The organism is Mesorhizobium sp. 131-3-5 (assembly GCF_016756575.1).
Taxonomy (GTDB): Bacteria; Pseudomonadota; Alphaproteobacteria; order Rhizobiales; family Rhizobiaceae; genus Mesorhizobium; species Mesorhizobium jarvisii.
Genome location: NZ_AP023254.1, coordinates 5069972 through 5085039, shown reverse-complemented (window position 1 = coordinate 5085039; position 15068 = coordinate 5069972). Strand labels below are relative to the sequence as shown.

At 62.3% G+C, this 15068-nt stretch carries 20 protein-coding genes; 15 read left to right on the top strand and 5 right to left on the bottom strand.

Features of this window, described 5'->3' with window-relative positions; genetic code table 11:
* The first annotated feature begins 53 nt into the window (after window positions 1–53).
* The gene (gene choX / locus JG747_RS24990) at window positions 54–992 is read left to right on the top strand and encodes a choline ABC transporter substrate-binding protein (protein WP_019857408.1); all 939 of its coding nucleotides are present in this window, start codon (window positions 54–56) and stop codon (window positions 990–992) included.
* Complete coding sequence (locus tag JG747_RS24985; RefSeq protein ID WP_202360255.1) at window positions 989–1825, top strand: alpha/beta fold hydrolase; 837 nt, start codon at window positions 989–991, stop codon at window positions 1823–1825. The genes choX and JG747_RS24985 overlap by 4 nt, the downstream gene beginning before the upstream one ends.
* A 97-nt stretch (window positions 1826–1922) precedes the next feature.
* Here JG747_RS24985 and JG747_RS24980 read toward each other — a convergent pair whose 3' ends face one another.
* Complete coding sequence (locus JG747_RS24980) at window positions 1923–2705, bottom strand: NIPSNAP family protein (RefSeq protein ID WP_019857410.1); 783 nt, start codon at window positions 2703–2705, stop codon at window positions 1923–1925.
* Window positions 2706–2799: 94 nt separating this feature from the next.
* On the opposite strand from JG747_RS24980, the gene JG747_RS24975 reads away from it, so the two are divergent.
* The gene (locus JG747_RS24975) at window positions 2800–3408 is read left to right on the top strand and encodes a TetR/AcrR family transcriptional regulator (protein WP_019857411.1); all 609 of its coding nucleotides are present in this window, start codon (window positions 2800–2802) and stop codon (window positions 3406–3408) included.
* Between the two features lie 7 nt (window positions 3409–3415).
* Here the strand turns inward: JG747_RS24975 and JG747_RS24970 are convergent, their stop codons facing one another.
* A complete protein-coding gene (locus JG747_RS24970; protein ID WP_019857412.1) occupies window positions 3416–4504 on the bottom strand; it encodes a LacI family DNA-binding transcriptional regulator in 1089 nt (362 codons plus the stop codon).
* 225 nt (window positions 4505–4729) lie between these two features.
* On the opposite strand from JG747_RS24970, the gene JG747_RS24965 reads away from it, so the two are divergent.
* From JG747_RS24965 to JG747_RS24955, 3 genes are all read left to right on the top strand, one after another.
* Entirely contained in the window at window positions 4730–5569 is an 840-nt protein-coding gene (locus JG747_RS24965; protein ID WP_027046697.1) for an ABC transporter substrate-binding protein, read from the top strand.
* 96 nt (window positions 5570–5665) lie between these two features.
* Complete coding sequence (locus JG747_RS37580; protein ID WP_027046698.1) at window positions 5666–7207, top strand: amino acid ABC transporter permease/ATP-binding protein; 1542 nt, start codon at window positions 5666–5668, stop codon at window positions 7205–7207.
* Window positions 7208–7263: 56 nt separating this feature from the next.
* On the top strand, window positions 7264–8385 hold the full coding sequence (locus JG747_RS24955) for an NAD(P)/FAD-dependent oxidoreductase (protein ID WP_069091860.1): 1122 nt from the start codon (window positions 7264–7266) through the stop codon (window positions 8383–8385).
* Between the two features lie 335 nt (window positions 8386–8720).
* Here the strand turns inward: JG747_RS24955 and JG747_RS37145 are convergent, their stop codons facing one another.
* A complete protein-coding gene (locus tag JG747_RS37145; RefSeq protein WP_244748216.1) occupies window positions 8721–9092 on the bottom strand; it encodes a hypothetical protein in 372 nt (123 codons plus the stop codon).
* Window positions 9093–9152: 60 nt separating this feature from the next.
* Here JG747_RS37145 and JG747_RS24945 point away from each other — a divergent pair, with 60 nt between their 5' ends.
* The gene (locus tag JG747_RS24945; RefSeq protein WP_069091863.1) at window positions 9153–10286 is read left to right on the top strand and encodes a metallophosphoesterase; all 1134 of its coding nucleotides are present in this window, start codon (window positions 9153–9155) and stop codon (window positions 10284–10286) included.
* A 58-nt stretch (window positions 10287–10344) separates the two neighbouring features.
* Here JG747_RS24945 and JG747_RS24940 read toward each other — a convergent pair whose 3' ends face one another.
* Window positions 10345–10533 (bottom strand): CsbD family protein, encoded by a 189-nt coding sequence (locus JG747_RS24940; protein ID WP_019857418.1) that lies wholly within the window; start codon window positions 10531–10533, stop codon window positions 10345–10347.
* A gap of 166 nt (window positions 10534–10699) precedes the next feature.
* Here JG747_RS24940 and JG747_RS24935 point away from each other — a divergent pair, with 166 nt between their 5' ends.
* The 8 genes from JG747_RS24935 to JG747_RS24900 all read left to right on the top strand — a co-directional run bounded on the left by JG747_RS24935 (window position 10700) and on the right by JG747_RS24900 (window position 14658).
* Window positions 10700–11368 (top strand): glutathione S-transferase family protein, encoded by a 669-nt coding sequence (locus JG747_RS24935; RefSeq protein WP_038646012.1) that lies wholly within the window; start codon window positions 10700–10702, stop codon window positions 11366–11368.
* Window positions 11369–11413: 45 nt separating this feature from the next.
* The gene (locus tag JG747_RS24930) at window positions 11414–11743 is read left to right on the top strand and encodes a YciI family protein (protein ID WP_019857420.1); all 330 of its coding nucleotides are present in this window, start codon (window positions 11414–11416) and stop codon (window positions 11741–11743) included.
* Window positions 11744–12201: 458 nt separating this feature from the next.
* A complete protein-coding gene (locus tag JG747_RS24925) occupies window positions 12202–12411 on the top strand; it encodes a cold-shock protein (RefSeq protein ID WP_010915421.1) in 210 nt (69 codons plus the stop codon).
* A 344-nt stretch (window positions 12412–12755) separates the two neighbouring features.
* Window positions 12756–12983: a hypothetical protein gene (locus JG747_RS24920; RefSeq protein WP_027046702.1), complete on the top strand. Its 228-nt coding sequence runs from the start codon at window positions 12756–12758 to the stop codon at window positions 12981–12983.
* Complete coding sequence (locus tag JG747_RS24915; RefSeq protein ID WP_010915422.1) at window positions 12983–13390, top strand: hypothetical protein; 408 nt, start codon at window positions 12983–12985, stop codon at window positions 13388–13390. Before JG747_RS24920 ends, JG747_RS24915 begins: the two co-directional genes overlap by 1 nt.
* A gap of 1 nt (window position 13391) precedes the next feature.
* Entirely contained in the window at window positions 13392–13556 is a 165-nt protein-coding gene (locus JG747_RS24910) for a hypothetical protein (RefSeq protein WP_202360254.1), read from the top strand.
* A gap of 4 nt (window positions 13557–13560) precedes the next feature.
* Window positions 13561–13941, top strand: a complete 381-nt coding sequence (locus tag JG747_RS24905; protein ID WP_019857423.1) for a YkgJ family cysteine cluster protein — start codon at window positions 13561–13563, stop codon at window positions 13939–13941.
* A gap of 105 nt (window positions 13942–14046) precedes the next feature.
* Window positions 14047–14658 carry a LysE family translocator gene (locus JG747_RS24900; protein ID WP_019857424.1) on the top strand — a complete coding sequence of 204 codons (612 nt, stop codon included), beginning with the start codon at window positions 14047–14049 and terminating at the stop codon, window positions 14656–14658.
* Window positions 14659–14672: 14 nt separating this feature from the next.
* Here the strand turns inward: JG747_RS24900 and JG747_RS24895 are convergent, their stop codons facing one another.
* Complete coding sequence (locus tag JG747_RS24895; protein ID WP_202360253.1) at window positions 14673–15056, bottom strand: nuclear transport factor 2 family protein; 384 nt, start codon at window positions 15054–15056, stop codon at window positions 14673–14675.
* Between the last annotated feature and the right edge of the window lie 12 nt (window positions 15057–15068).

The window sequence follows — 15068 nt, the reverse complement described above, 5'->3', positions numbered from 1 at the left end:
GGGACAATAAAAAGACCGATTGGTCAAAATGACTGATGACGAGGAGAATCTAAATGGTCCGCATGCTTGCAAATGGCGTCTGTATTGCAGCCCTGACGCTGGGTGTTCATGCGGCTCAGGCAGCCGAGGCCGAGCAGTGCAGGGCGGTCCGCATGGCCGAACCGGGCTGGAACGATCTTGCCTTCACCACCGGCGTCGCCAACGTCCTGCTCGATGCGCTCGGCTACCAGCCGCAAAGCTCGGTGCTCGGCATCAACGTCATCTACGAAGGCATGAAGAACAACGATCTGGACCTGTTCCTCGGCTACTGGGATCCGGCCATGGTCACCTATTACGAGCCCTACAAGAAGGATGGCTCGGTCGAGAATGTCCGCGTCAATCTCGAGGGCGCAAAATACACCTTCGCCGTTCCGACCTATGTCTGGGATGCCGGTGTCAAGGACTTCGCCGACCTGCACAAATTCGCCGACAAGTTCGGCAAGAAGATGTACGGCATCGAGCCCGGTTCCAACCAGTTGATGATGGACGCCATCGCCGATCCATCGCTCGGTCTCGATGGCTGGCACGTGGTCGAGTCGAGCGAGGCCGGCATGCTTTCCGAGGTCGGCTATGAGATCAAGGAAAAGCAGTTCATCGTCTTCCAGGGCTGGGCCCCGCATCCGATGAACACCATGTATGATTTCAAATATCTGACCGGCGGCGACAAGTTCTTCGGCCCGAATTTCGGCGCCGCGACGGTGACGACGCAGGTGCGCAAGGGCTATCTGCAGCAATGCCCCAATGTCGCGCAGTTCCTCAAAAACCTCGCCTTCGACATCGATTTCGAGAATGTCGGCATGGGTTACCTCATCAATGACGGCATGAAGCCGGAGGACGGGGCGCTGAAGGCGATCACGGCGAACAAGGGCCGCCTCGACGCCTGGCTCGCCGGCGTCACCACCTTCGACGGCAAGCCCGGCCTTGCCGCGGTCAAGGAGAAGCTCGGCCTGTGACATCGGTCACGCTGGAAGCGGCCCCGGATGCCTGGGCGGAGCAGGACGCCTGGGCCGATCGCAAGCAATTCATCAATCCAGCCGGCCTGGAGATCGCCTATGTCGAGATCTCGGGCGCCGAGCCGGCGCTGGTTCTGGTGCACGGCTTCACCGACACCAGCCGCAGCTTTTCGCTCCTGGCGCCGCATCTGGCCGGCCGCCGGCTGATCATGCCCGACCTGCGCGGCCATGGCGCGTCGTCGCCGGGCAAGGGCTTCGGCATCGCCGACTTCGCCGATGACATTGCGGCCCTGATCCGGCATTTGCAACTCGATCAGCCTGTTGTCGTCGGCCATTCGTTGGGCGCCATGGTGGCCATCGCCTTGGCTGCGCGGTACAAGGAACTCATCGGCGGACTGGTGGTCATGGCCGGCACGTTGAAGCCCGATTTCGCATCGGATCATCCGCTGGTCGCGGGCGTGCAGGCCTTGCGCGACCCGATATCGCCGACCGACCCGTTCTATGACTGGTGGCATGACTGCCGGCCCGGCGTGCCCCAGCCATTTCTCGCCGGCCTGGCGAAAGACGCGTCGGCTATGCCCGCGGCGCGCTGGCACGCCATCCTGGAAGAGATCCGCCGCGCCGACCTGACGAGTGCGGCGCAGGGGGTGCGGACCCCAACGCTGATCATCGCCGGCGCCTGCGACCCGCTGTTTGGCGAGGCGCACCAGCAGGCGCTGTCGCGTTGCCTGGCGGGGGCACGCCTCTTGCGTGCCGAGGCATGTGGCCACAACCCGCATTGGGAGAACCCGGCCTTTGTCGCTCGGGCCATCATCGAGGCATTCGAAGCCTAGAGCAGTTCACCGTTTCGCGGAAACGGCGGACTGCTCTAAATCTTCGTTTTGACGCAATTCCGGACGGAAAACCGTTCACACGTTTCCTGGAATTGCTCTAACGCCCGACCAGGGATCGCGACGTGGGCGACAGCCGCAAGGTCTCGATTGGTTTGGCCAGATCAAGATGAGCGGTTTGCCAGAAGGCCTGCCATGCCGGCGCGGCGGCGAGGGCGGCTTCCTGGCTTGCATGCGCCTCGGTGCCGTCGAACCGGGCGATGGAAAGGAAGACGTTTTCGCTGGCCCGCACCGGCAGCCGCGGAAAACTGTTTTGAGCATGTTCCGTGACAAAGGCGGCGAGCAGGCGTACGCCGTGCGCCTTCATCATGGGTGCCGCCTCCACCGCGAAGCGACTGGCGAATTCGGTCTCTGCTTCCGATCGCAAATGATGAATCCGGATGACAACAATACCGCCCAAACGGTTCTCATTGCTGGAGTTTTCCTGCTCGGCAGAAGCCGGCCGCTGAAGCCTTGACAGGTCGAAGCCTGCGCCCGGCCATGCCGGCTTCAGCAACAGCACATCGTCGGAATCGATCATCGTCGCATTGGCCGCGTCGCGGTGCGCTGTCCAGACCCGGCCGTCGTAGAAGGCGGCCAGCGCCTCCTTGCGGACATCCATGCTGTCGAAGCCGCGCAGCCAGACGAACATGTCCGGACGGTCCAGATCGCTGAACTGGCCGATGACAGTCATTCCAGTCGCCTCCTGGCTCTCGATGAATTCCCGGTCAAAGAGGGCAATCAGCGTTTCGCGCTGCCCTGGGTTCAAGGTGTACTGCCTCAACTCGACGACGGGTGAGGCAAGCATTGCGGCCTGCGGAGCGGCGTTCCGGGGCAGGTTCATCGGCAGTCTCCAAAAACAGGGTGATCATCCTGTTTATAAACAAACCGGTTGTCCTGTTTTGTCAACTTGCTATTGTCGCGCAATGTCAGCAGAGATGACCAATCGACCAGGCCCAAGGCCAAGAAACCGCGTCAACGACCCCGAAGGTATGCGCCGGAAAGTGCTCGATGTGGCCGAGGCCGCGTTTCAGGCGCGCGGCTATCACGCGTCCAGCCTCGGCGACCTGATGGCGGCGGCTAAGGTCAGCGGCGGCGCGCTGCATCATCACTTCCCGACCAAGAAGGCGCTGGCGATGGCGGTGATCGAAGAGCGCGTGGCGGCAGCGGTCGAGGCGACATGGATCGCGCCGGTAAAGACGGCGGCTTCGGCGCGCGAAGGGGTGCGGGCCGTGTTCGAGGCTGTCGCGGCGGAACTCGAGCAGCAGGGTTTCGTGCGCGGCTGCCCGCTCAACAATCTGGCGCATGAACTGTCGCTCGCCGATCCGGATTTCCGCGCTGCCCTTGCCGGCATCTTCGCGGCCTGGCGCCAGGCGATCGCCGACAAGATCAAAGCCGACCAGCAGGAGGGCAGGGAGCAAGGCATCGATCCCCAGCATTTTGCGGCACTTGCCGTCGCCAGCTATTCCGGCGCCATGTCAATGGCCAAGACGGCGCAGGACGCAGGCCCATTGCGCGACTGTCTGGCGGCACTCGGCCAAGCCTGAGCCGCAGCTACGCGCGCTTGACGATGGCGTTCGAGGGCGGGCCAACCGACCCGCGCTCGAAGATCGATGTTGGCAGAATGAGCCTTTCCGCAGGGCGCGGATCTCCCTTCAACCGCCGGATGAGCAATTCCGCGACACTCTTGCCAAGCGCGTAGACGGGCTGGTCGATGACGGTAATGGGTGGCGTTGTCACGCTCGTCCAGTCCGCATCATGGAAGGTGATCAGCGAAATGTCCTCGGGAACCCGCAAGCCGCGTTGGCGGATCACCTTGAATATCTCCAGCGCTATGACGCTGTCGGATGCAAGGATTGCCGTCGGCCGATCTGGCCCGGTCAGCACCGCGTCGGCCACCCTGCGCGTTTCGGCGGGGCTTGTTGCACCAAGCCGAACATAGCGTTCTGGCCGATCGATCCCGGCATCCCGGCACACTGTGAGGAACCCGTCGATGCGCTCGCGAACCGACGAGGTGTAGATCTGTCCGAGATCGCGGTACTCATGCCCTTCGGCGTCGACCGCGGTCACATAGGCGATGTTGCGGTGTCCGGCATCCACAAGAATGCGGGTCGCCCGCATGGCGATGCCGCGATCGTCGACCGTGACTGTATCGACGTCCAGATCGGGCAGCGCCCTGTCAAGCAAGGCAAGCGGCCGGCCTGAACGATGGATGTCGCGCAAGTGCGAGATGTCACGCGATTCCGATGGCGTGACGATCAGCCCGTCGACGCGCTTGCCGATCAACAGCCGCACGGCTGCCTTCTCAACGTCGATTCTCTCGCCGGAATTGGCCAGAATGACGTTGAACCCGGCTGCCCTTGCCGCATCGCTGATGCCGCGCACCGCGAGGCTGAAGAACGGGTTCTCGATGTCGCCGACAACCACCCCGATGATGCCGGACCGGCCGGTCGTCATGCTGCGAGCCAACTCGTTCGGACGGTAGTCCAGCGCCTTGGCCGCGGCCATGACGTCCGCGCGGATCGTATCGCTGACGACGCCGTATCCGCCGAGCACGCGCGCGGCTGTCGCTTTTGATACGTTTGCCGCCCGGGCGACATCGCTCACCGTTATCGACGGGGTCTTGGGCGCGGTTCTTTTCATCGGATGAACGACTACAAGAGTTGTTGACGGAAGGTCAATCTGGCGATAACGATTATCAAAGAGACCGGTCTCAATCAATAAGAGACCGGTCTCTTTGAAGAAAATTGCGAGCCGGTACGCGTAACGGGACGTCTTGCACATGCAGCGGTCGCGGTGGCGGGCGATGTCAAGCGCGGGCTCGACATAAATACCAACAAGAACAGACCTTCAGAGTGGAGAGAAGACATGAGCAGGACAGGAATTCTCAAGTCGTTGATGTCACCGATCCGGATTGGTGTGGTGGCTCTTTTGGCCATGGGCATCGGCGCCGGATTGGCTTCGGGAGCCGCCGCGGATGACAATCCCTATGGTCTTATTGATGCGAAAGTCATTTCCGTTGGGACGATGGGCGATGCCAAACCCTACGCTTTCACCCAGGCGGATGGCACGTTCACCGGCTTCGACATCGAATTGTTCCGCAACGTCGCCAGCCGCCTTGGATTCAAGCCGGACCAGGTGATCTTCACCGGTCAGGAATTCTCGGCGCTGATGCCTTCGGTTGCGAACGGACGCTTCGACGTCGCGGTCGCGGCGATCGGCACGACGGAAGCGCGCAAGAAGACCGTCGATTTTTCCGACGGGTATCTTGCGGGCTATCTCTCTGTGCTTACCTCGGACAAGGCGATCACGTCGGCCGACGGGCTCAAGGGCAAGCGCCTCGGCGTCGTGCAGGGGACGCTCCAGGAAATCTACGCGGCGAAGAACTTTGTCGGAACCGACCTTGTCAAATTCCCCGACAACAACTCCGCCGTTTCAGCACTCAACAACGGAACCGTCGACGCGCATTTCCTCGATTATGAGGCCGCCAAGCAGTATGGCGAGCGTTATCCCGGCCTCAAGATCGCAATCAACATCCCGTCCTTCGATGCCCCGGCCGGCTTCGTGGTGCGCAAAGGCAATGACAAGTTCCGTGGCGCCTTGAACACCGCCCTTCACGCGGCCATGCAGGACGGAACCTGGAAGACGCTCTACGAGAAGTGGTTCCCCGGTTCGCCGATGCCTGACCAGTATCTCCCGAAGAAGTAACCGCACGCGGCCGCCGGCGAAAAAGCCGGCGGCCGGACCCTACGCTTCCGCGCTTGATGGCGGACGATGCGGACAGCGCAACCGAAAGGCGGGCGAATGGACTGGCTTGAAAACTTGCGGCGCAGTTTCCTCGACTGGCAGGCCATGGCGGACGTGCTGCCCAGCATGATCACCATCGGATTGAAGAACACCTTGATCCTTGCGGCCGCGTCCACGGTGCTGGGTGTCATTCTTGGCATGATCCTGGCAGTCATGGGCATCTCGCAATCGCGTTGGCTGCGCATTCCCGCCCGGGTCTACACGGATATTTTCCGTGGCCTTCCGGCCATCGTCACGATTCTGCTGATAGGCCAGGGCTTTGCCCGCATCGGCCGTGAAATCTTTGGCCCTTCGCCCTATCCGCTTGGCATTCTCGCCCTCAGCCTGATCGCCGGCGCCTATATCGGCGAAATCTTCCGCTCGGGCATCCAGAGCGTCGAGCGCGGGCAGATGGAGGCCTGCCGGGCGCTCAGCATGAGCTACGGCCAAGGCATGCGCCTGATCGTGATACCGCAAGGCATCCGCCGCGTCTTGCCGGCCCTGGTCAACCAGTTCATCGGCAACGTCAAGGATTCGAGCCTTGTCTACTTCCTCGGTCTGCTCGCGTCGGAGCGCGAGATTTTCCGCGTCGGTCAGGACCAGGCGGTGGTCACCGGAAACCTCTCTCCATTGCTTCTGGCCGGTGTTTTCTATCTCGTCATCACCGTGCCGCTGACCCATGTGGTCAATTACATCGACAATTCGCTGCGCGTCGGAAAGCAAAAGGCCGGCCTCGTCACCAGCGGCCTCGCCGAAGTGAGCGAACTGGAGAGCGCCATCAGCCGCCCGCGCTCCGAGGCCGGCCCTGAAGGCAACGCTGCGCTTCCCCGCTTCAAGGGCGGCAGTCTCACCATCACCGGTCTCGACATGGCCTATGGCAATCTCGATGTCCTCAAGGGGGTCAGCCTGAAGGTCAAACCGGGGACGGTCACCTGTGTCATCGGCCCCTCAGGGTCGGGCAAGTCGACCCTGCTGCGCTGCCTCAATCGCCTGGTCGAACCCAAAGGCGGGGACGTGCTGCTCGACGGCGCGAGCATACTGGCAATGAAGCCTGAAAAACTGCGCCGGCGTGTCGGCATGGTTTTCCAGCATTTCAATCTGTTTCCCGATCACACGGCCTTGGAAAACGTCATGCTGTCGCTGACCAAGATCAAGGGCATTCCGGTGCAGGAGGCCGAGCGCATCGCCGAGGCGCGCCTGGCTGATGTTGGCCTTGCCGCCCGCAAACACCATCGTCCCGGCGGTCTTTCCGGCGGACAGCAGCAGCGTGTGGCAATCGCCCGTGCGCTGGCAATGGACCCGGAGGTCATCCTGTTTGACGAGGTGACGAGCGCTCTCGATCCCGAACTGGTGAAGGGCGTTCTCAACCTGATGGCGGACCTCGGCCGGCGCGGCATGACAATGGTCGTGGTGACGCATGAAATGGGCTTTGCCCGCAAAGTCGCCGATCAGGTCGCCTTCATGGATGAAGGCCGCGTCATCGAGGTCGGCACGCCTGCCGCGATCTTTGACACGCCGAAAAGTACGCGTCTGAAGCACTTCCTTGCCGAAGTGCTTTGATCGCGCATGAGCCCCGAGACGGCTCCAATCCAACCTCACCAGTGAAAGAACATCCCATGGCTACACCACGTTCGGTCTCAAAGGTCGTTGTTGTCGGGGGCGGCATTTTCGGCGTCTCCTCGGCCGTTCATCTTGCAAGACTCGGCATCCAAACCGTCCTGGTCAATGATGGACCGCTCGCCAAGGGAGCCTCCGGCCGTTCGCTCGCCTGGCTCAATTCCGCGCGCAAGCGATCGGCTGAATATCATCGCCTGCGCATGATCGGTATCGACCGCTACCGGACGCTGTCGGCGAGATACCCGGATGCCGCCTGGCTGCGTTTCGACGGTGGCCTGACATGGGACGCGGATGACGCCTCGAACGAGATCGACGATGTCTTCGCCCACGAAAAAGACCTCGGCTATGACGCGCAACATCTGTCCGCGGACGCCATAGCCTCAGTCACGCCAGGTGTCGCAGCAAGCGCCGTCACACCTCAAGGCGCGATCTTCAATCCCGGCGAGGGCTGGGTCGACCTGCCGTCGCTGATCGAGATATTGATTGCGGAGTTCGTGGAGCGTGGCGGGCAACTGGTCACCGATGCCGGAAGCGCCGCGGTCACGGTCGTCGACGGTCGTGCCACCGGCGTCACTACGACAAGCGGCGTCAGCCTTGCTGCCGACGCGGTACTCCTGGCGACCGGCGGCGATGTGCCGCGAATGGTTGCGGACTCCCGCCAGTATATCGCCGATGGGACGCCGATCGCGCTGCTCGTCAGGACCAAGCCGGTCGACTTGCCCCTTCGGGCCGTGCTCAACACGCCGCGCGTCGCCATCCGGCCGACGCCGGACGGAGCCCTCGCGCTCGATTCCGCCTGGTCTGAAGAAGAGGTGGTGGTCAATTCGGACGGCACCTATAGCGTAAAGGCTTCGACCATTCAGGGGCTTCTCAACGAAGCCTCGAATGTTATCGAGGGACATCCGAAGTTGGAATTGCAAAGCTACGGTGTCGGACCCAAGCCGATCCCCGGAGACGGCGAGCCGGTCTTTGGCCAGTTGAAGGATATCCAGGGATATTATGTTGCCTTCAGCCACAGCGGCGCAACGCTTGGCCTGATCGCGGGCGAGCTGCTTGCCGGCGAGATCGCAAGCGGCATTGAGCATCCGCTGCTTGCGAACTTCCGTCCAAGCCGCTTTTGATCAGACCAGTCCAAAGGCTTTCTGCGCGCCATGGACCCTCTACTCGGCCAGCGGCTTGATCGTCTCGTAGCCGTTGACCGATTCCGCGCTGGTGCCTTCATCATAGCGCCGGGCAAGGGACGCCTGCAGATCGGGCGCATAGAGCGCAGTGAACGTATCGAGCGTCTCGCCGGCTCCGTTCTTGAAGGTCTCCTTGACAGCCAGAACGTTGTATTTGCAGCCGCCCAGGCCGAAGGTTTCCTTGCCCTTGACGACCAGGGTCAGCGTCTTGGTGGCCTTCGGCTGCTTGTCCGGCGACAGCTCGAAGAACTCGATCGTGCTCTTGGTTCCCGCCTTCAGCGGAAACAGTTTTCGCAGGTCGGAAAAAACGGGATCACTGCCAGCCGGCCGGTGTCGCTGTCGCGAAAAACCTCGATCAGGCCAGCGAACAGGAACTGCTTTTGCGGTGACTGCGACTCATAGGTGTTGGCGACGGAGATCATCCCGCCGGCGACGGGCCGAAACTCGCTTTGAATGCCTGGCCGTGCCAGGATGAACCCGTTTTTCGCGGACTTCGCATCGACACATGGACCGGCAAACGTAACACCTGCCGGCAGCAAAACCGCCAATGCCATGCCGATAAGCGCGCTCTTCATGGCTTTCCCCGTTTCTTGCGAATACAAGCGCAGGTAGAAGTGGCAGACGTTCATAGCGATGTCGATGGTCAAGGCAGCCGCGATATTGCCGAAACTGGACGGACGGACGTCGCTTGTGCTGAAATTCCGCCGATGATGAATCACCGGTCGCCAAAATTGCTTTCACGTCGCAGCTTTCTGATGCAGGCTGCGGGTCTTGCCGCGGCCGGCGCGCTTTCACGCCCGGCGTTCGGCCAGACCGGGCAGCGCATCCAGCCCATCGACGCCACCTTCCTGTTCATCGCCGATGTCCATGCCTGCCGCATGGCAAGCGGCCTCAGCCCCAACTGCCAGCAGGAGGGCAAGACCGACGTCGCGCTGCTGCGCAATGTCGCGGCGCTGAACGCCATCAATGACAAGCACTGGCCGGCCGAGATCAACGGCGTCGCCACCGGCTTGCGTTCGGCCGGCAACCGGATCGGCATGCCGCTCGGTCTTGTCGTCGGCGGCGACATCACCGACGATGGCGGTGGCCAGATCACCCAGCCGAGCGAGGGCACGCAACTGCTTCAGTTCAGCCAGCGCTATAGCCAAGGCGTTGGCCCGGATCGCGTCCACATGCCGGTCTATGTCGGGCTCGGCAACCATGATCTCGACCAGAACGGTCCGCCGCACCATGTCGACTGGTACCGGCGTGAATTGCGCGACTATGTCGAGGTCAACCACCGCCCCGGCGTGTTCTTCAAGCCACCGGTGCCGGCCACCAGCTACGATGTCGACACTGACTGCTATTCATGGGACTGGGGCGGCCTGCACCTCGTCCAGACGCATCGTTTCACCGGCGACACCGGTCACGGCGCCGACTCGAGCCTGCCTTGGCTCAAGCAGGATCTGGCGACCTATGCGTCGGATGGCCGCCCCGTCATCCTGTTCCAGCACTACGGCTGGGACACGTTTTCGACGGAGCGATGGGATCCCGCCAAGCGCACCTACGACGATAAGGGCGCCGGTACGCCGCACTGGTGGGGCGAGGCCGACAGACAGGCGCTGCTGGCGGTGCTGAAGGGCTACAATGTCGTCGGCATTTTCCACGGCCACCAGCATGACACACCGCTGATCTACCGCCGTGACGGGCTCGACCTGTTCAAGCCGAAGGCCGCTTATATGGGAGGGTTCGCCGTGGCCCGGGTGACCAGCGATGGCATGGACGTGGCGCTGGGCGAGGCGACCGACGACCAAGGCGGGGTCAACTTCACCAACGCCTTCAGCAAGGGCTGGAGCACGTGAAAAAGGCGGCCCTTGGCGGCCGCCTTTCCGAAAGGCCACGACATGTCTCGATGCGGGATCAGAACGCCTTCTTGACCTTGTCCTTCACGTCGCCATAGGCCTTCTGCACCTTGCCGGCGACCTTGTCGGCCATGCCCTCGGCTTGGGTCCGCCTGTTGCCGGTCGCCTTGCCGGCAGCCTGTTTGACCGAGCCCTTGACCTGCTTGGCCAGACCGGCGACCTGATCCTTGTTCACCATGTTCCGCATCTCCCGGGAGTTTGAATTCGGGGCAATTCGTCCGCCGGGAACAAACGGACCGGTGTCGGTTAAGTTCCAGGTGTGGTCGTGGAACAAGATGGCTGCGCGGACCCGCTTCCGGTGGCAAGGCTGGCAGGATAGGTTGCGCGGACGCACCGCGCGCATGGGGAGAAAAATGGCGGAATTCACGCTCTACATAGGCAACAAATGCTTCTCCTCGTGGTCGCTGCGGCCATGGGTGGCGATGAGGCATCTGGAGATCCCGTTCGAGGAAGGTTTTGTGCGGCTGCGTACGCCTGAGACCTTTGCCAATCTGGCGAAAGTGTCGCCGACCGGTCAGGTGCCAGTCCTGAATCACAAGCCGTTGCAGGGAGGACGCAGGATCGTCTGGGAAACCCTTGCCATCCTTGAATATCTCGCTGACCTGTTTCCCGAGAAAAAGCTCTGGCCGACCGATATCGGCGCCCGTGCCCTGGCGCGCGCGGCGGCAACCGAGATGCATTCCGGTTTTCGCGAGGTGCGCTATGGCTGGCCGATGAATTTGCGGCGGCCGAAGGGGCACAAGCCGCTCGACGCCGAAGGGGAGGTGCAGCGGGCACGCATCGAGGCGCTGTGGCGTGAGTGCCGCGAGAAATACGGCAAGGGCGGTCCATTCCTGTTTGGCCACTTTACCGCGGCCGATGCCATGTACGCGCCGGTCGTCACCCGCTTCGACACGTATGGCGGCGAACTCGCGCCCGACACCAGGGCCTATGTCGACGCCGTGCTGGCAATGCCGGCGATGCGGCACTGGTATGCAGAGGCGGCGGAGGAGCCATGGCCGGAGCCGGGGCCGGACGAATAGACCGAACAAAGGTCGGCAATAAGATTTCGCTCTGGAGGAGGATCGATGGCCAGCAACGAAGCACCACGTGAAGCCGCGACGACAAGGATTTTCCATTGCCGGCTGATCCCACCGCGGCCAGACTTCGCCTTCACCATGACGGACGAGGAGAGGGAACTGATGAGCCGGCATGCCGACTATTTGCGCGCCAAGCTGTGCGAGGGCACCATGATCTTGGCTGGCCCGGTCGCCGATCCGGCCGGCCCTTGGGGCCTGCTGATCCTGCGTGCCGGCAGCGAGGCCGAGGCAAAGGCGGTGACCGATGGCGATCCAGTGGCAAGGTCAGGCCGCGGCTTCCGATACGAGATTCTGCCGATGATCAGCACGATTATGTAGGCAACACCGCGAGCTAACGGCCCGGCCCCGGCCATAGCGCCTCGAGCATCTCAGGCACAAATAAGAACGCCCCTCGCACCGGTTATTGTGCGGGAGGCGTCCTTTTGTCAGCATCCCTGAGATTGCTCTCTGAAATTGCTGACCCAAAGAAATGCGCTGGCGTGGGATTGGTTCCAGGGTTGTGTGGTTTTTTGCGGGAGGCTGATCTTTCTGCCGTTCATCAGTTGAGGCTCTATTCGCGTGACAGCCTGAAATTGAATCTGGGCTTTTGGAAAACCAGAAATTGACTCGGCGGCAAAAGCAGTCTAGAAGAACTATGTCGATATTTGTTTGACTGACTTTTGTTATCCGCGCACGCATGCGCGCCTTTGACGAACTTCCCCATCAAAAATCGAGACAAAAATCGCTGTGCAGTCGCACCGCGATTACCGAATATTTGCCATGGAAAGGGTTCGTTTATGAGCACCGGCACAGTTAAATGGTTCAACGCCACCAAAGGTTTTGGTTTTATTCAGCCTGACGACGGCTCGGCCGACGTTTTCGTCCACATCTCGGCTGTAGAGCGTGCCGGCATGCGCGACATCGTCGAGGGCCAGAAGCTCGGTTACGAGATGGTCCGCGACAACAAGTCGGGCAAGATGTCCGCCGACCAGTTGAAGGCGGCCTGAAGAACGAATTCAGCCCTCCCGGTGACCACGGATGTACTGGCACTGGTGAAGGGCGAATTCTGGCGCGTGGTCTTGGAAACCTGAGTTTCCAAGACACATCATGCGCATGAGGGGTTTGCCTTGTGCATCCAAAAAGGGTGCGCGGCGCTCCAGGGAAGGTCAGGCGGTGCCTGGCCTTTTTCATTTTACGCTTGCTGCCACCGAAAATGCGCTGCGCATCGGGCCGAACGTGCTAAGGGACGCCTTAGCAATTTTGAACCCGATGCCGTGTTGCTTTGTGCGTGGTCCCGACCGAAGACCCGGTCTCGCCCTATCGGCACCAGGCTCCTGACAGGAGAAAGATTTTGACCGCCCATTCGAAGACCGCCGCCGATCCGGCGGTGTCGCTGTTCAGCAAGACGCAAACCCAGTCGATGTCGCTCAATCGCATCCTATCCGAGCGCGATGCCGTCAGCGAGGCGCGGGAAGCCAAGACCGCCCGTTTGCGCGAACTGCGCCTGGAAAAGGAAGCAGAAGAGATGGCGGCAGCCGCTGCACTCGCGGCGCAGCCGAAACGAGCCGGAAAACGCTGATGGCCACCAAGCGCGTACCGCCAACGCCGATCGCAGCCGATGCGACCATCGCCGACATGGTCGAAACCCTGGACAAGCCGGTCGAATATGTTCGCCGTGTGCTGGAGAAGCTCGAACGCTGCAAGCGTGCCCATGGCGATGCCCAGGTGCGCGTCGGCGTGCGCGGCCGCGCCGAGGCCCCGAACTACCTGATCGAATACGTTCGCGAGGACAAGAAGACCCTGGAGCGGGTCACCTATCAGGATGCCGCCTATAGCGGCAGCACGCATCGCGAACTGGCGCCGCATCACATCGCGGAAGCCAGGAACTGGTCGCCCGAGGAAATGAACATCACGGCGGTTTCGGCGCTGATCGGCCGCTTGCGCAATCCGCGCGCCCCATCATCGCGTTTCGCCGACGAGGACTGACATGGCCATCAAATTCTCCGCCAAGGACCAGCCGGTAGCACCGGCTCCCGCAGCAAAGCCGGCCAAGCCGGCGGCCGCGAAAGCCAGCGAAGCCGCCGACCCCGCGACCGATCTGTTCAAGTCAACGGTCGAATCGCCGGCGCGCAAGACAGGCAAGAAGAAATAGCGCCTTGCCGCGGGACGCCGATCGCAATCCTGCCGCGCCGGGCCTGCTCGCCCTCGTCGCTGCCGCAAGCCTTTCCTCACAACGCGACGCCGCACCGCTCTTCGACTGCCAGAGCTGCGGCGCGTGCTGTTCCTATTCGGCCGAGTGGCCGCGCTTCTCCACCGAGGACGATGCGCAGCTCGACCGCATCCCTGAAAAATATGTAGCCCTCGACCTGTCCGGCATGCGCTGTGAGGGCGTGCGCTGTTCGGCCCTGACCGGCGAAGTCGGCAAGTCGACCGCTTGCGGCATCTATGAAACGCGGCCGGATGTGTGCCGTGCCTGCATGCCTGGCGACGAGGAGTGCCTGATGGCAAGGGCCGCGCACGGGCTGGCGGTGGGGTAGTTCCATCCCCCGCTTTGCGGCGCAAGGAAACGCCAATCACCGCCGCTTGCCTCACCTTGCGCCACCCGATAGCTTCCATGTCGGGCAGGCCATGGAGAAACCATCGTGAGCATCGAGTTTCTGTTGACGTCGCTGATCGTCGTGGCCTCGCCCGGGACCGGCGTTCTCTACACGCTGAGCGCCGGACTTTCGCGCGGTGCGCGGGCTTCGATCATTGCCGCCTTCGGCTGCACGCTTGGCATCATCCCGCACATGGCCGCCGCCATCACCGGCCTTGCGGCGCTGCTGCACACCAGCGCGGTCGCCTTCGAGACGCTGAAATATCTCGGCGTCGCCTATTTGCTCTATATGGCCTGGAACACGCTGAAGGAGAAGGGCGGCCTCAGCGTCGAGGACAATGTCGCGCCGCGCTCGGCCGGCAAGGTGATTGCCACCGGCATCCTCGTCAACGTGCTCAACCCGAAACTGTCGATCTTCTTCTTCGCCTTCCTGCCGCAATTCGTCAGCACCACCGAGCCCAATGCGCTGTCGAAGATGCTGGAGCTCAGCTCCGTCTTCATGCTTTTGACCTTCGTGGTTTTCGTCGGCTACGGCATCTTCGCCGCTTCGATCCGGAGCCATGTCGCCTCGCGGCCAATGGTGCTGACCTGGATGCGGCGAACCTTCGCCGGTGCGTTTGTCATGCTCGGCGCCAAGCTGGCATTGGCTGATCGGTAGCGGCGACCGGCCAACTATCCCTTCACATAGCCCATCGCCTCGACGATGCGTCCGTCCTCTACACGCATCAGATTGACGCCGCGGACGGAGTTGCCGTCGGCCATCCAGTAGCGCCAGCGGATGGTCGCCCGGTCGCCGGCGACAAAGGTCTCCTCGAGGTCGAAGCGCGTGTACGGCTGGGTGGCGATCGCCGACCACAGCTGGACGCAGGCTTGCCGTCCCGCATGACGGGCGCCATCCGGCGCCGGCGCGGTGTTTTCGATGACGCACTCTTCGGCAATCAGTTCGGGAAGTGCGGACGGGTCGTGCAGCTGAAACACATCGTTGAAGCGCCGTATGATCTCGGCCGTCTGTCCGGAGCGGTCGTCTGGATGGGGGGTGATAATGCTGTCCTTCATCTCGTCCTCCTG

Excerpts from the sequence above, each read along its gene's own strand:
- JG747_RS24975 (WP_019857411.1), top strand. The coding sequence starts at position 2,800 with ATGACCAATCGACCAGGCCCAAGGCCAAGAAACCGCGTCAACGACCCC.
- JG747_RS24895 (WP_202360253.1), bottom strand. The coding sequence starts at position 15,056 with ATGAAGGACAGCATTATCACCCCCCATCCAGACGACCGCTCCGGACAG.
- choX (WP_019857408.1), top strand. The coding sequence starts at position 54 with ATGGTCCGCATGCTTGCAAATGGCGTCTGTATTGCAGCCCTGACGCTG.
- JG747_RS24915 (WP_010915422.1), top strand. The coding sequence starts at position 12,983 with ATGGCCACCAAGCGCGTACCGCCAACGCCGATCGCAGCCGATGCGACC.
- JG747_RS24925 (WP_010915421.1), top strand. The coding sequence starts at position 12,202 with ATGAGCACCGGCACAGTTAAATGGTTCAACGCCACCAAAGGTTTTGGT.
- JG747_RS24970 (WP_019857412.1), bottom strand. The coding sequence starts at position 4,504 with ATGAAAAGAACCGCGCCCAAGACCCCGTCGATAACGGTGAGCGATGTC.
- JG747_RS24930 (WP_019857420.1), top strand. The coding sequence starts at position 11,414 with ATGGCCAGCAACGAAGCACCACGTGAAGCCGCGACGACAAGGATTTTC.
- JG747_RS24935 (WP_038646012.1), top strand. The coding sequence starts at position 10,700 with ATGGCGGAATTCACGCTCTACATAGGCAACAAATGCTTCTCCTCGTGG.
- JG747_RS24980 (WP_019857410.1), bottom strand. The coding sequence starts at position 2,705 with ATGAACCTGCCCCGGAACGCCGCTCCGCAGGCCGCAATGCTTGCCTCA.
- JG747_RS24940 (WP_019857418.1), bottom strand. The coding sequence starts at position 10,533 with ATGCGGAACATGGTGAACAAGGATCAGGTCGCCGGTCTGGCCAAGCAG.
- JG747_RS37580 (WP_027046698.1), top strand. The coding sequence starts at position 5,666 with ATGGACTGGCTTGAAAACTTGCGGCGCAGTTTCCTCGACTGGCAGGCC.
- JG747_RS24910 (WP_202360254.1), top strand. The coding sequence starts at position 13,392 with ATGGCCATCAAATTCTCCGCCAAGGACCAGCCGGTAGCACCGGCTCCC.
- JG747_RS24955 (WP_069091860.1), top strand. The coding sequence starts at position 7,264 with ATGGCTACACCACGTTCGGTCTCAAAGGTCGTTGTTGTCGGGGGCGGC.
- JG747_RS24965 (WP_027046697.1), top strand. The coding sequence starts at position 4,730 with ATGAGCAGGACAGGAATTCTCAAGTCGTTGATGTCACCGATCCGGATT.
- JG747_RS24945 (WP_069091863.1), top strand. The coding sequence starts at position 9,153 with ATGATGAATCACCGGTCGCCAAAATTGCTTTCACGTCGCAGCTTTCTG.